Origin of the sequence: Aeromonas sp. 62-46, from assembly GCF_001898585.1 — a bacterium.
Classification (GTDB): domain Bacteria; phylum Pseudomonadota; class Gammaproteobacteria; order Enterobacterales; family Aeromonadaceae; genus Aeromonas; species Aeromonas caviae.
The window spans coordinates 98,474-112,426 of the sequence record NZ_MKUI01000034.1 but is presented as its reverse complement, the minus strand read 5'-3'; the positions used below and the strand labels follow the sequence as shown (position 1 = coordinate 112,426).

The 13,953-nt window shown below is 62.6% G+C and carries 10 protein-coding genes and 3 tRNA genes; 12 read left to right on the top strand and 1 reads right to left on the bottom strand.

Translation table 11 applies throughout. From position 1 onward, the window contains the following. Positions 1–334: 334 nt before the first annotated feature. Positions 335–2,071, bottom strand: a complete 1,737-nt coding sequence (gene dauA, locus BGO64_RS11785; RefSeq protein ID WP_261999457.1) for a C4-dicarboxylic acid transporter DauA — start codon at positions 2,069–2,071, stop codon at positions 335–337. 467 nt (positions 2,072–2,538) lie between these two features. Between dauA and BGO64_RS11780 the strand changes: the two genes are divergently transcribed. From BGO64_RS11780 to BGO64_RS11725, 12 genes are all read left to right on the top strand, one after another. Continuing rightward, positions 2,539–2,614 (top strand) — tRNA-Asn (locus BGO64_RS11780). A gap of 3 nt (positions 2,615–2,617) precedes the next feature. Next, positions 2,618–2,692, top strand: a tRNA-Asn gene (locus BGO64_RS11775). Between the two features lie 2 nt (positions 2,693–2,694). Continuing rightward, a tRNA-Asn gene (locus BGO64_RS11770) sits at positions 2,695–2,770 on the top strand. 237 nt (positions 2,771–3,007) lie between these two features. Beyond that, positions 3,008–4,720, top strand: a complete 1,713-nt coding sequence (locus tag BGO64_RS11765; RefSeq protein WP_286700713.1) for an acyl-CoA dehydrogenase family protein — start codon at positions 3,008–3,010, stop codon at positions 4,718–4,720. A 358-nt stretch (positions 4,721–5,078) separates the two neighbouring features. Continuing rightward, the gene (locus BGO64_RS11760; protein WP_010674397.1) at positions 5,079–6,515 is read left to right on the top strand and encodes a circularly permuted type 2 ATP-grasp protein; all 1,437 of its coding nucleotides are present in this window, start codon (positions 5,079–5,081) and stop codon (positions 6,513–6,515) included. Continuing rightward, on the top strand, positions 6,509–7,435 hold the full coding sequence (locus tag BGO64_RS11755; RefSeq protein WP_039038937.1) for an alpha-E domain-containing protein: 927 nt from the start codon (positions 6,509–6,511) through the stop codon (positions 7,433–7,435). Before BGO64_RS11760 ends, BGO64_RS11755 begins: the two co-directional genes overlap by 7 nt. Then, positions 7,432–8,232 (top strand): transglutaminase family protein, encoded by an 801-nt coding sequence (locus BGO64_RS11750; protein WP_010674395.1) that lies wholly within the window; start codon positions 7,432–7,434, stop codon positions 8,230–8,232. Before BGO64_RS11755 ends, BGO64_RS11750 begins: the two co-directional genes overlap by 4 nt. Positions 8,233–8,263: 31 nt before the next feature. After that, positions 8,264–8,965, top strand: coding sequence for a proteasome-type protease (locus BGO64_RS11745; RefSeq protein WP_048207451.1), 702 nt, complete (start codon positions 8,264–8,266; stop codon positions 8,963–8,965). 82 nt (positions 8,966–9,047) lie between these two features. Beyond that, positions 9,048–9,533 (top strand): YqhA family protein, encoded by a 486-nt coding sequence (locus tag BGO64_RS11740; RefSeq protein WP_010674393.1) that lies wholly within the window; start codon positions 9,048–9,050, stop codon positions 9,531–9,533. A gap of 118 nt (positions 9,534–9,651) precedes the next feature. After that, positions 9,652–10,101 carry a hypothetical protein gene (locus tag BGO64_RS11735; RefSeq protein ID WP_039038940.1) on the top strand — a complete coding sequence of 150 codons (450 nt, stop codon included), beginning with the start codon at positions 9,652–9,654 and terminating at the stop codon, positions 10,099–10,101. 4 nt (positions 10,102–10,105) lie between these two features. Then, a complete protein-coding gene (locus tag BGO64_RS11730; protein WP_286700712.1) occupies positions 10,106–13,066 on the top strand; it encodes a YncE family protein in 2,961 nt (986 codons plus the stop codon). Beyond that, complete coding sequence (locus tag BGO64_RS11725; RefSeq protein ID WP_124244849.1) at positions 13,066–13,905, top strand: FTR1 family iron permease; 840 nt, start codon at positions 13,066–13,068, stop codon at positions 13,903–13,905. Before BGO64_RS11730 ends, BGO64_RS11725 begins: the two co-directional genes overlap by 1 nt. The last annotated feature ends 48 nt before the right edge of the window (positions 13,906–13,953 follow it).

Below are 13,953 nucleotides of genomic sequence, written 5' to 3'. Positions count from 1 at the left end.
CCTCGATACGTTGCCGTATACACACTTTCCAGGCGTGCTCCTTCAGCCACTCGGACACCTCACCAAATTTTTACTTCTTTGAAGTGGCTTTCGGAGCACGTAAACGTACATCTTGCCGACTTCGTCGGTGGGCAGCCACTCGGACACCGCACCCAATTTTGGTCTGTGCTTTAACGTGTTCAGCCAACACGAATTCGCTGCGCCGTTGCGCTGGAACGGGGCGTAATGTAAGGGATAGGCGCGAGGCGGTCAATGCAATTTTTTATCTTTTGCCACTGTTTGCTCAATAAGCGAACCAAGTGACTAAAAATATGCCATTTCCTATCCCTTTCCATCAATTTTCAACCGCTTCGTGCAAATGTTCTCCTCGAATTGCCTCTTCCAGCGAGCCGTAGAACTCCAGCTCTCCCGCCACCGGACGCACCTTGGCCCGCGCCAGGGTCTTGAGGGGCTGGAATTGCAATTCAGCCACCTTGAGACGGACCCCCGCCTTGGCCATGCGTTTTGCGAACTGCTGGAAGGCGGTGAGACCGCCAGCATCCAGGATGGAGACCGCCTCCATTTGCAGGATCAACTCCTTGTGGTCCTTCACCTGGGCAAGCAACTCGTCAAAGACCCGCTCGGCGGCGGCAAAGAACAGTGGCCCGTTGATCTTGTAGACAAGGGTCGAGGGGGACACCTCGCTGGCATAGCGCTTGTGATCCGCCAGGTTGTGCAGCCTGGTCATCTTGGCTATCTCGCGCATGAACAGCAAAGAGGCCAGGATCACCCCGAAGGTGATGGCGATGACCATGTCGAAGATGACGGTCAGCGACAGGCAGACCAGCAGCACCAGTACATCGGATTTGGGCGCCCGGCGCACCAGATCCACCACCTTGTGGGCCTCGCTCATGTTCCAGGCCACCAGCAGCAACAGGGCCGCCATGGCAGAGAGCGGCAACCAGGAGAGCCAGGGAGCCAGCACCAGGATCGCGGCCAGTACCACCAGCGCATGGACAATACCGGAAATGGGCGAGGTGGCACCGGCCCGCACGTTGGCGGCGGAGCGCGCGATGGCGGCCGTCGCCGTGATGCCACCGAAGAAGGGGGCCAGGATGTTGCCAAGGCCCTGCCCCACCAGCTCGCCGTTGGAGCTGTGCTTGCGACCCGTCATGCCATCGAGCACCACGGCGCAGAGCAGGGATTCGATGGCCCCCAGCATGGCCATGGAGAAGGCGGCGGGCAGCAGCCGCTCGATGGCGGCGAGGTTCCACTCCACCGGAGCCCCGTCCGGCCCCGGCAGCGCCCAGGGCATCACCAGCGTCGGCGCGATGGGGGGAATACCCATGCCCTGGGTTCCATCGGCCAGGGTATAGCTGAACTTGCTGCCGATGGTGGCGACGTCCACCCCGAACTGGTGCAGACCAAACCCGAGCCCCACCCCCACCAGCACCGCGGGCAGATGGCCGGGTACCGGCAGGCGCAATCTCGGCCAGAGCAGCAGCACCGCCAGGGTTGCCACACCCACCAGGGTGTCTCCCCACTGCCAGCTTGACAGGGCATGAGCCAGCGCCTGCACCTTGCCCAGATAGGTTTCCGGCATCTCCAGGACCTGCAGGCCGAAGAAATCCTTGATCTGCAGGGTGGCGATGACGATGGCGATACCACCGGTGAACCCCAGGGTCACCGAGGGGGGAATGTACTCGATGAGGCGCCCGAGACGCGCCATGCCCATGGCCACAAGGAAACAGCCCGAGATGAGGGTGGCCATCAACAGGCCGCCCACGCCAAATTGCTGGGCCACCGGGTAGAGGATCACCACGAAGGCGGCAGTGGGGCCCGAAATGGAGAAGCGGGATCCCCCGGTCACGGCGATGACGATGCCGGCGATGATGGCGGTATAAAGCCCGTGCTGGGGCGGCACCCCACTGGCGATGGCCAGCGCCATGGCAAGGGGAATGGCGATGATGCCGACCGTGATGCCGGCGATGAGGTCGCGGCCAAAGCGCGCCACGCTGTAGGGTTCGTCAATGCAGGATTGGCGCAATGCGATGGCCAGCTTCACGCCTTGTAAGGAAGCTTGATTGTGCATGTCTAGGGTAATACCAGAAGAGGGAGACAAAGGCCGGGGTGAACCGGCACCCGATCATCATCAAGGGCCGGCAGAGCTGTCGACGCGGCGATGGTATCGAAGGCAACCATACCCGACCCGGCCAGATAATTCGATGGGCGGGATCAAGAAATGGCCATGAGCGCGCAATATTGTCGGTGACACCCCGAATATCAACGCCGTTTCCCGCCACGGCAGGTTTCCCCGGGCACGGTACTCTGCGGATGAACGACACCACGCCTCCTCCTGGCAGTATGCGGGAATCAGGATACCAAGCAGGCACAACCCGACCGAAGGCGCGATCTCAAGCTCCTGATTGTGCTGAAAATAGTCCGCGCTGCCCAAGTTTTGGGCAAACGGGCCAAAAAGCCATTTTTTACGCCGACAGGCGGGTTGACACCCAGGAGATGGGCCATTAATATCCGCCCCGTCTCGACGAGACAGGCTATTCCTCCTTAGTTCAGTCGGTAGAACGGCGGACTGTTAATCCGTATGTCACTGGTTCAAGTCCAGTAGGAGGAGCCAATTCCCTCGTAGTTCAGTCGGTAGAACGGCGGACTGTTAATCCGTATGTCACTGGTTCAAGTCCAGTAGGAGGAGCCAATTCCCTCGTAGTTCAGTCGGTAGAACGGCGGACTGTTAATCCGTATGTCACAGGTTCAAGTCCTGTCGAGGGAGCCACATTTTAAAGCCCAGCCTTTTGGCTGGGCTTTTTCATATCTGCTCTTCCGGGCCTGTCCACGGCCCCCCTGCCCGATGGCGCGCCAAACCGCCACCTGCTTGCTTTCCTGATTCCCCATGGCCTTCGATGACGACCCTTACTCATCACCAGGCTCGTCACCAGGGTGTCACAGAGATCCCAAAGACTATGATTGATTCAAAAAGGACCATTTGGATCTATCCAGTCAAGGAGCCATCATGTCACACCCTGCTTCACTGGCCAGTCGCCTGCATGCCCTGGCACTCAACGACACCCTGTTCCCCGATCTCCATCATCTCGAGAAGGCACAACGGACCCGGGCCATCTACCGGATTTTCCACACTGTCGCCAGCACGGCTGCACTCGGGCAAGAGGATATCGTTGACGACCTGGCCCCCCTCCTCACCCTGATGGAGTCTCCCTGCCTGACCCGGCAAGGGGGGCTCTGCCCCTTGCTGGCCAGTCATTACAATCTCTATCTCGGCACGCTGCTGGAACTGGGGGATCGGCACCATCCGGAGATCATCGGTCAGATTGAGGAGGCTCTGGCCCTGCGCACTCACGGGCTCTATCTGGTCACCGAGCTCGGTTGTGGCAACAATGCCATGAGCATGGCAACCGAAGTCCGCTACGACTGTGCCACTGACGGCTTTATCCTCCATACGCCCCATCGGCATGCCGCCAAGTTCATGCCCTACATCGCCCTGGAAGGGCAACCCAAGAGCAGCGTGGTGATGGCCAGATTGTGGGTCGACGAGCAAGACTGCGGCATTCATCCCTTTCTGGTGCCCTGCCGGGACGCCCGTGGCGCACTGTGTCAGGGGGTCAGCGTCTCCAGCCCGGACGTGCTCGACCTCCCCTACTTCGACGTGGTGGATCACGCCATCATCACCTTCGAGCAGGTGGCGCTCCCCCGCTGGGCATGGCTCAGGGGTCATGAGCACGACATCAGTGCAGGGGGCGTCTTTCACTCTCGTCTTGCCAGCCAACGCGACATTTTCTTCAGCTCCCTGCGCCGTGTTGAGTGGGGAAAACTGGTGCTGACCGCCTCCCTGATCCCCGGCTTGAAACTGAGCCTCGCACTGGCCATTCACTACGCGCAGCAACGACCGCTTCACGCCCACAACGGGCGGGTCATACCGCTGGCGCACCATGCCCTGCACCGCCGGATACTGACTCGTGCCTATGTGACGGGGCTGGCCGCCATGGCGCTGTATGAAGGGATAAAGCAACGACATTTGCCGGATGGGCGGCACTCCTCCCGCTTTCAGACAGACGCTGGCCTGGTCAAGGCCGTCGCCGTCGAACTGATGCGAACCTCCCTGCAACATTGCATGCAGCGGTGTGGTGCCCAGGGAAAATTCCTGCGAAATCGCATCGCCCCTACCCTGCAACTGTGCGATCTGGTCGGCACCGCCGAGGGAGACAGCATGCCCGTCCTGATGAAGGTGGCGAAGGATATTCTGGCCTGGCCTGATGAATCCCTGGATGACGACACCCCCCTGGGCCAACTGCTGCTGCGGATGCGCCGACAGATGAATCAACAACTGGCCGACGCGACGGACAAACTGGCCACCTGGCACGACCTCGGCTGCGAGACGGCCCGCCTCGGCTGGCTTGCTGGCAACCTGGAAGCCTTGCGTCACCTGGGGAGCAGGGACGACATCCGCACGGCCTGCCGGGAGCAGCTCATGCTCGATTATGCTCCCCAGCTCCTGCACCACGGGCTTTGCAGCCCCGCCGAGATTGCCGCCCTGCCCGCACGCCAGGAAGCCACGCTGGATCATGTCTGGGAACATCACGCCGCCCGCGTGCCGGACGAGTTTGACGTTCGTGACCTCATGGCCGCGACGCCGCTGGGCAGCCCGGACCTGGCTTCGGCCTGGTTTGCCCTGGCCCCGTCCCTGCATGATCCCCATCCAGAAGGTTGAACGTTGGGGCCAGCAGGCCGCCCCTCCACTCCCGATGCCTGAATCCCCCCAAGCCCGGCCATCGGCCGGGTTCTTTCTTATCCCCCTGCCCCACCTCGGGGCAAGGGCGCTCGCCTTCCGCCCCCGCATCCCTATGCGTCCGTCCCTTGCCCTCATGGCCTGTTGCCACAAGATGGCGCAGGCTTACCCTCTATGGGGTACCACTCTGGTGCGCCCTGCCTTGCCCCGTGATGATATAAAAGTCATCCATATGATTTTTCAATAAAAAATTACTGACACTGGCTTCGATAGCGACTCAATTGGCTGGCACAGCCCTTGCACTTTGTGATGTACGCAGGGACGTCACAAGGAGTTGCCTATGCTGCCCATCAAGCCCCCCGGACCCGGTTGTTACGACGAGATGCTGCTCACCGACAACCAGTTTCGCGATCATTACCACGCCTACCTCTCGTGGCTGCACCAGACCGACGAGAAGAGCATAGAGCGCAAGCGTGAAGAGGCCGACCTGCTGTTTCGCCGGGTCGGCATCACCTTCAACGTCTACGGAGACGGGGACGGCGCCGAGCGCCTCATCCCGTTCGACAGCATTCCCCGCATCATTCCCGCCCGGGAGTGGCAACATCTGGACAAGGGGATCCGCCAGCGCGTCACCGCCCTCAATGCCTTTCTGCACGATATCTATCACGATCAGCGCATCCTGAAGGCGGGGGTGATCCCGGCCGCCCAGATCCTCACCAATGCCCAGTACCAGCCCTGCATGCAGGGGGTCGACCTGCACCGGGACACCTATGTCCACATCACCGGGGTCGACATCATCCGCAACCACGACGGTGAGTACTATGTGCTGGAGGACAACCTGCGCACCCCCTCCGGGGTCTCCTACATGCTGGAGAACCGCAAGATGATGATGCGCCTCTTCCCGGAGCTGTTTCACAACCAGCCCATCGCACCGGTGGAGCGCTACCCGGCCCTGTTGCTGCAGACCCTGCGCGAGAGCAGCCCGGTGGACAACCCCTGCGTGGTGGTGATGACTCCAGGACGCTTCAACAGCGCCTACTTCGAGCACAGCTTCCTCGCCCAGCAGATGGGGGTGGAGCTGGTGGAGAGCGCGGATCTGGTGGTCAAGGATGGTCAGGTGCTGATGCGCACCACCACGGGGCTGAAAAGGGTGGATGTCATCTATCGCCGCATCGACGACGACTTCCTCGATCCCCTCGCCTTCAACCCGGACTCCCTCATCGGCGTGCCCGGGCTGCTCTCGGTCTACCGCGCCGGCGGCGTGGTGCTGGCCAATGCCATCGGCACCGGGGTGGCGGATGACAAGTCCATCTACCCCTATGTGCCGGAGATGATCCGCTTCTATCTGGGGGAAGATCCCATTCTCAACAACGTGCCCACCTGGCAGTGCCGCGAGCCGGCTGCCCTCTCCCACGTGCTGGCCAATCTGGAGGAGCTGGTGGTCAAGGAGGTCCATGGCGCCGGCGGCTACGGCATGCTTATCGGCCCCTGCGCCAGTCGCGAGGAGCTGGCCCGTTTTCGCGAGCTGCTCAAGGCGCGGCCGGACAACTACATCGCCCAGCCGACCCTCTCCCTCTCCACCTGCCCGACCTTCGTCGACGCCGGCATCGCCCCTCGCCACATCGATCTGCGCCCCTTCGTTCTCACGGGGCAGGAGCTGCGCCTGGTACCGGGCGGCCTGACCCGGGTCGCCCTCACCGAAGGCTCCCTGGTGGTCAACTCCTCCCAGGGTGGTGGCACCAAGGACACCTGGGTCATGGAGGGCAGCCCATGCTGAGCCGCACCGCAAGCGAACTTTACTGGATGTCCCGCCATCTGGAGCGGGCGGAGAACACGGCGCGCATGCTGGACGTCACCCAGACCATGTCGCTGATGCCCTCCATCGACGCCGATCACAGCGAGCTGGTGGCGCCTCTCACCATCAGCGGCACTCACGAGCCCTTCCTGGCCCGCTACGGCCAGGTGAACATGGAGAACCTGCTGCAATTTTTCTGCTTCGACGAGGAGAACCCGAGCAGCATCTTCAGTTGTCTGCGCATGGCCAGGGACAACGCCCACGCCGTGCGGGGCAAGATCCCCGGTGAGGTGTGGGAGAGCATCAACGCCGCCTGGATAGAGATCCGCCGGCGCCGCCAGGCGGGCCTCTCCAGCGGCCAGGCCCAGGAGTTCTTCGACTGGATCAAGGAGCGCTCCCACCAGTTTCGCGGCGCCACCTATGGCACCATCATGCGCGGTGACGTGCTCTGGTTCCTGCGCCTTGGCACCTTCATCGAGCGGGCCGACAACACGGCGCGCATCCTGACCGTGAAGTATCAGGTGATCCGGGAGGACGAGGACAGCGTGCGCGAGTTCTACCGCTGGAACGCCCTGTTGCGGTCAGTGGGTGCTTACGAGGCCCACCAGACTCTCTACAAGACACTCTCCCATGCCTCCATCGCCGAGCTGCTGATCCTGCGCAATGAAGTGCCGCGTTCCCTGCGGGCCTGTCTCGACGAGATGGAGCTGATCCTGGCCCAGATCGAGGGCAACGCCGGTCAGACGCCCCGGCGCCTGACCACCATACTCAACGCCCATCTGACCTATGGCGCCATCGACGATGTCTTTGCCCTCGGCATGCAGGCGTACCTGAGTGATTTCCTCAGCGACATCGGCGCCATCGGCCAGAGCATCCACGCCGCCTACCTGGAGGTATTATGAGACTCATCATCGATCACCAGACCCGCTACCACTATGCCGACGTGGTGCGCCGCAGTACCCAGTACCTGCGCCTGACCCCCCACAGCACGGCCCGCCAGCAGATCCTCTCCTGGGAGCTGGAGCTACCGGGGGAGGCCACCTGTACCACGGACGGTTACGGCAACATACTGCACGTGCTGAGCCTGGAGTCCCCCCACGAGGGGATCCTGATCCGCGCCCACGGGGAGGTGGAGATCTGCGACGACGCCCCGGAAGATGAGGAGTCCTCCCTCATCTCTCCCCTGAGCTACCTGAGGCCCACCCCCCTCACCAGACCGACCCCGGCCCTGCAGGATCTCGCGAAGGCCTGCCTGCCAGAGGAGCCGACCCTGGCCGACTTGCAGAGCCTGATGGCACGCATCCTGGTGCTGATGCCCTATCAGCCCGGCAGCACGGATGCCACCTTCAGCGCCGACGAGGCCCTCGCGTCGGGCAGCGGCGTCTGCCAGGACCACACCCATGTCTTCCTGACCTGCTGCCGCCACGCCGGCCTGCCGGCCCGGTACGTGAGCGGTTACCTCTACAGCCAGGACAACAGCCACGTGGCGATGCACGCCTGGGCCGAGGTGTGGATCGAGGAGCGCTGGCACACGTTCGACGTCACCAACCTCACCAGCTCCACCAGCGAGCACCTCAAGCTCGCAGTCGGCATGGATTATCTGGATGCCTGTCCGGTGCGCGGCGTGCGCTATGGCGGCGGGTGCGAACAGTTGCAGAGCCAGGCGCAGGTGACCCGCCTGGATGGACAGCAGCAATGAAGACCGGGAGAGTCCTGGCGGGAGTGCGGTCATGACCTATTGCGTCGCCATGTGCCTGCAAGACGGCATGGTGTTTGCGTCCGATTCGCGCACCAATGCGGGGGTGGATCACATCGCCACCTTTCGCAAATTGCACCTCTTCACCCGGGAGGACAGGGTGATAGTGCTGCAAAGCGCGGGCAATCTGGCCACCACCCAGAGCGTCATCAGCCTGCTGACGGAGGGGCAGGAGCTCCTTGCCCTCCCCAGCCTCTACGAGGCTGCCGCCCTCATCGGCCAGACCATACGCACCGTCATCAGCCGGGATGGGGGTCAGCAGCAGGGCCATATCAACTTCGGCTGCAACATCCTGCTGGGGGGGCAGATCCGGGGGGAGCGCCACCGCCTGTTCCATATCTACCCGGAGGGCAACTTCATCGAGGCGAGCGCCGACACCCCCTATTTCCAGATTGGTGAGAGCAAGTACGGCAAGCCCATCATCGATCGCATCATCCACCATGAGACGCCGCTTCAAACCGCCCTGCAGTGCGCCCTCATCTCCATCGACTCGACCCTGCGCAGCAATCTGTCGGTGGGCTTGCCCCTGGATGCCCTGGTCTATCACGAGGGCAGCTTCTCGGCGACGAACCAGCACCGCATCACCGAACAGAACCCCCATTTCGTGGCGCTGCGAAAGGCCTGGAGCGAGGGGTTGCAGCAGTTGTTCCAGGGCCTTCCCACCTTCCCCCTCTAGGCCGGGCGGGAAGCGCCAAGGCGCTTTCCCGCTCCTTTCTTTCCGGATATTCTGGCTGCCTTCCTTTTCGATGGAGTTTCCCATGCGCCGCTTCAACGTCATGCTCAACGGCAGCCGGTTGATGATGTTCCCCTTCTATGTCTGCATCCTTATCTGTGTCGCCCTCCTGATGGTGAAGTTCGCCATGCAGCTCTATGTGCTGTGCCGCGATATCATCGACATCCACTATCTGGACCTCATCACGGGGGTACTCACCCTGGTGGACTTCGTGCTGGTGGCCCAGATGCTGATCCTGGTGGCCATCTGCGGCTACGTGCAGTTCATCAAGACCCCGGAGCAGCGAGCAGCCCTTGGCGACAACTGGCTCAGCAAGATCAACTTCGCGTCCCTCAAACTCATCGTCATCAACTCCCTGGTGACCATCGCCGGCATCGAGGTGCTCAAAGCCTTCCTCGACGACGGCACCGGCAACGAGATCGAGATGAAGTGGTCGGTCATCGTCTTCCTCGCCTTCTCCACCGCGGCACTTATCTATGCGGTGACCGAGCGGCTGGCGGAGCACAAATAGGGCCCGGCGCCATTCAGGGTCTATTCATCAAGAGCCGAATTGATAACTCTTTTCATTACCCTTACTGCATTGTAAACTTGCTCGCCCCGGGCTGAACCGCCCGGGAGCTGGAGCACCCATGACGAGTCTTTCCCTCTCACCACGACACTGCTGGCAGTGGCTGGCCTATCACCATCAGGCGGCCGAGGGTGCCCTTTATCTGATGTTTTTCTCCGGTCTGCTGCTGTGGGAACCCCTGACGCCGACCTGGTCCCTGGCGCGCTGGAACCTGTTTTTGCACGTCGCCCTCTCGCTCACCCTGTTCCCCTTGCTGTTTGGCGCCTTCTGGCTTTCCCATCGCAGCCTGCTGCGCAAGAGCCGCAAGCCTTTTCTGCGCACCACCGGGCGCATCATCGAAGCCTTGCTGCTGATCTGTCTGGCCAGCGGACTGGTGCTGGTGCTGCACGGTACCCCGGGGGATAGCCTCGGCAACCTTGCCAGCTGGGCCCACTGGCTGAGCGCGCTCGCGTTGACGCCCCTGGTGCTGCGCCACGCCTGGCGCTGGACCATCTTGAAATGGCGCACCTGATCTTATGTTGAAGTTGTTGTTATCCCTGATGTTGGCCGCCCTGCTGCTGGGGACCGCCTCGGCCCGGGAGATGGGCGCCGCCATGATTGCCTATGACGAGGGGAGCGCCCCGCGCCTCGTCACCGCCAACCAGAGTGCCGGCTCCGTCACCCTGCTTGAGCGCGATAGCGGCAAGCGACTCAAAGAGGCACAACTAGGTGGCGACCTGCGCCAGCTGGCCCGCGCCGATGACGACACCCTGCTGGTCACCGATTACAGCGGCGATCGCCTGCTGCTCTTGGAGGATGATCTCACCCTGGACAAGGCGATCCCCACCGACCATAGACCCTATGGCGTCATCTTCGATCCCAAGCGTCAGTGGTTCTGGGTCACGCTGTTCGAGGGAGGGCGCCTTCAGGCTTATGACAGGGCGGGCAACCTCCAGCTGGATGCAAAAACCGCCGAGACTCCCCGCGGGCTGGCACTGACCGACGACGATCGCCTGCTGCTCACCCACGCCATGACAGGCCAGCTCGCCATCTATGATCTCGCCAAACTTGAGAAGGGCGCTACCCTCCCCAAGCCCAAGCTCATCACCCTGGCGGAAACCCACAGCGATACCCCGAGCGACTCCCAGGGCTTGCCGCGCCTGCTGGACGGCATCGCCCTCTCCCCCGATGGCAGCGAAGCCTGGCTGCCCCACGTGCTCTGGAGTTTCGACCACCCCTTCCAGTTTCAGAGCACCGTCTTCCCGGCCGTCTCCATCATCGATCTCGATGAAGAGAAGGAGCGGGTCGATGAAAGAAAACAGCTCTTCTTGCAGATCAACCTGCCCAGCGTCGGCAACCGCAGCCAGATCGTCTCCAACCCGTTCGCGGCGCGCTTCGCCGCCGATGGCAAGCGGGTCTACCTGACCCTGGCGGGTTCCGAAGACTTGCTGGTGTTCGACCTGTCGCGCAGCGGCAAGCAGAACAGCAACCGCCACCGCCGCAAGAAGTTTCAGGGGGGCGCCAAGGCGACCCAGCTATTGCGTCACCTGCCGGGCCAGAATCCGCGCGATCTGCTGATCGATGGCGACCATATCCTGGTCCACAACGTCATGGGGCAGGATCTCACCCGTCTCAATAGCGGCGGCAGCGGCCCGTTTGCCCGGGTCACCGTCGATGTGCCCCACTTCGCCAAGCTGGTAGAGACGGATCCCCGCCCCAAAGCACTCAAGCGCGGTGAACGATTGTTCAACCTGGGTAATACTGCCGCCAATAGCCGCTTCCCCATGGCGGGGGACAACTGGATGAGCTGCAACTCCTGCCATCTGGACGGGTTCAACTTCACCAACCGCTATCTGATGGCGGCCCATCGCCAGAAGAGCGGCGACAACGCCATCAACGGCCACGCCAACCTCGCCAACATGGTGGCGGGGGACTTTATCGGCGAATACCTGCGCATGACCCAGCAGACCCAGGGCGGCATGGGCCATGACACCCGCGATGGGGCCGATGCGGTCGACCCCGCGAGGCCCCAGCCCGAGGTGCAGGCGATGATGGAGGATCTGCACGCTTTCGTGACCAGTGACGGCAACCTCCCCTATCTGGCCAACTGGCTGCGGCTCGATGCCCCGCGCAGGGATCCTGCCAAGGCGCCGACCACTCATCCGAAGGAGTGGCTCAACTCCGCCTCCTGCCAGAACTGCCACCAACAGGCGTTCCAGGACTGGAGTGAGAGCAACCACCGGCTGATGGGCAACTCCCACCCCTACTACAAGGTGGTGCAGGCGCTGGCCCGCGAAACCGAAGGGGAGGCCTTCGGCCAGTGGTGCCAGGGCTGTCACATGCCCCAGCAGGTGATGAACGGTCAGACTGATCTGCCCAAGGGCTCTCACATGTTCGAGCAGGGTGGGGCTTCGCTCATTGCGGCCCACCAGAAAGGCGAGCCCGTGGTGGAGGAAGGGACCGGCTGTGTGCTCTGTCATCGCATCACCAAGCTCGAGGATGCCGGCGGCAACAGCGCCTTTACCGTGAATCTGAAAGACCGCGAGAGCTATGTGTTCGAGGATGCCGCCGGCGGCAGCCTCCAGCACTGGCTGGCAGAGCGGCAGATCAACGCCCGCCCCGCCATGCACAAGGCCTCCTACCAGAAGGATTTCTACCGGGACGCGGCCCTGTGCAAATCGTGCCACAACGAGTTCGCCCCGGGCACCGGCGCCAATATCGTCAACACCTGGGATGAGTGGGAAAAATCCAGCTTCGCCAAAGCCGAAGATCCCGCCAAACGGCGCACCTGCATCGACTGCCACATGAATCCTACACCTGGCAACGGCGGCGCGCCGGTGGCGGGCCAGTCCACCGAAAACGGCACAGTAAAAGAACGACTCTATCGCCACAACTTTACCGGCGCCCAGCACCAGCTGGTGGGGCTGAGAAGTGCAACCCTTGAGCAGGAGAGCCTGGCGCTGCTGCGCTCCAGCGCGACCCTCTCGGCCCGCATGGAAAACCAGAGTGGCCAACCCGCGCTGGTAGTGAGAGTCGCCAATACCGGCGCAGGCCATGCCCTGCCCACCGGGGTCGCCGATTTCCGTGAACTCTGGCTGGAGCTGACCGTCACCGACGCCAGCGGCAAGCGGGTGCTTGAAAGCGGCCAGCCGGTGAACGGCGCCGTCCCTGAGGATGCGCGGCTATTTAGAAAAGTGTTTGGCGATGCCGAGGGCAAGCCGGTGGGGCTCAAGTTCTGGCGTTACGCCAAGCTCCTTGAAGATACCCGCATCCCGGCCGATGGCTGGCGCGATGAAGCCTGGCCGCTACCCGCAGATGCCCGGGGGCCCTTCAAGGCCGATATCAGACTCAATTTCCGCACCTACCCCAAGTGGGTCAATGATGCGGTGCGCGCCGCCGAGCCGAGCTTGCCGGAGCCACCCATAGTGCAACTCAATCGGCTGCAACTGACCCTGCAGCCCCTCCCCCTCACGCCCGATACGGAGCCTCAATCCTGATGTTCGCAAGTTTTCTCATTACCCTGCGCGAGGGGCTGGAAGCCTTCCTGCTGGTCGGCATCTGCCTCTCCTACCTCGCCAAGCTGGGGGCAAGCCGCTACAACAAGTTCATCTATCTGGGGGTGGGCCTAGGTCTCGTCGCCTCCCTTGTCGTCGCCTTCCTGTTCCAGGTGGTGGTGAGCCAGTTCGAGAGCGAACGTTACAACCACCTCTTGATGGCGGGGATCCTGATCTTCGCCACCCTGGTGCTCACTTATATGGCTATCTGGATGCAAAAACAGGCCAAATCCCAGGTGGGGGCCATGACGGCGCGCATCGATGCCGCCATCGACGGTGGCAACCTGTTTGGTCTGGTGCTGCTCGCCTTCCTGGCGGTGATGCGCGAAGGCTTTGAAACCGTGCTCTTCTTCTCGGCCCTGGTTTACTCCGGGCAAGGGGTGGATCTGCACCAGGGGCTGATGGGCGCGCTGGCGGGGCTGCTGGTCTCTGTGGTGCTGGTGTGGGGGCTGCTGCGCTCCACCCGCAAGGTGGCGCTGGCCCCCTTCTTCCGCTGGACCGGCCTGCTCATCATCATCATCGCCGCAGGCTTGCTCTCGTCCGCCGTCAACATGTTGCAGGCAGCGGACGTCATCACCTTCTGGACCACGCCGGTCTTCAACATCAGCCACATCCTCGACGATCAGGGGGTATTCGGCACCTTCCTGCGCGCCCTGTTTGGCTACAACGCCTCACCGGCCGGCCTGCAGTTGCTGACCTGGGCCTGCTACCTCATGATCTTTGTCACCCTCTGGCATCGCAGCTATCGCCCCCAGGGGAGCGCCGCCCCGACCAGGGGCTGAGCCCGGGGATCACACTCTGTTCGGGAGCCGCGCACAGGCGGGCTCCCC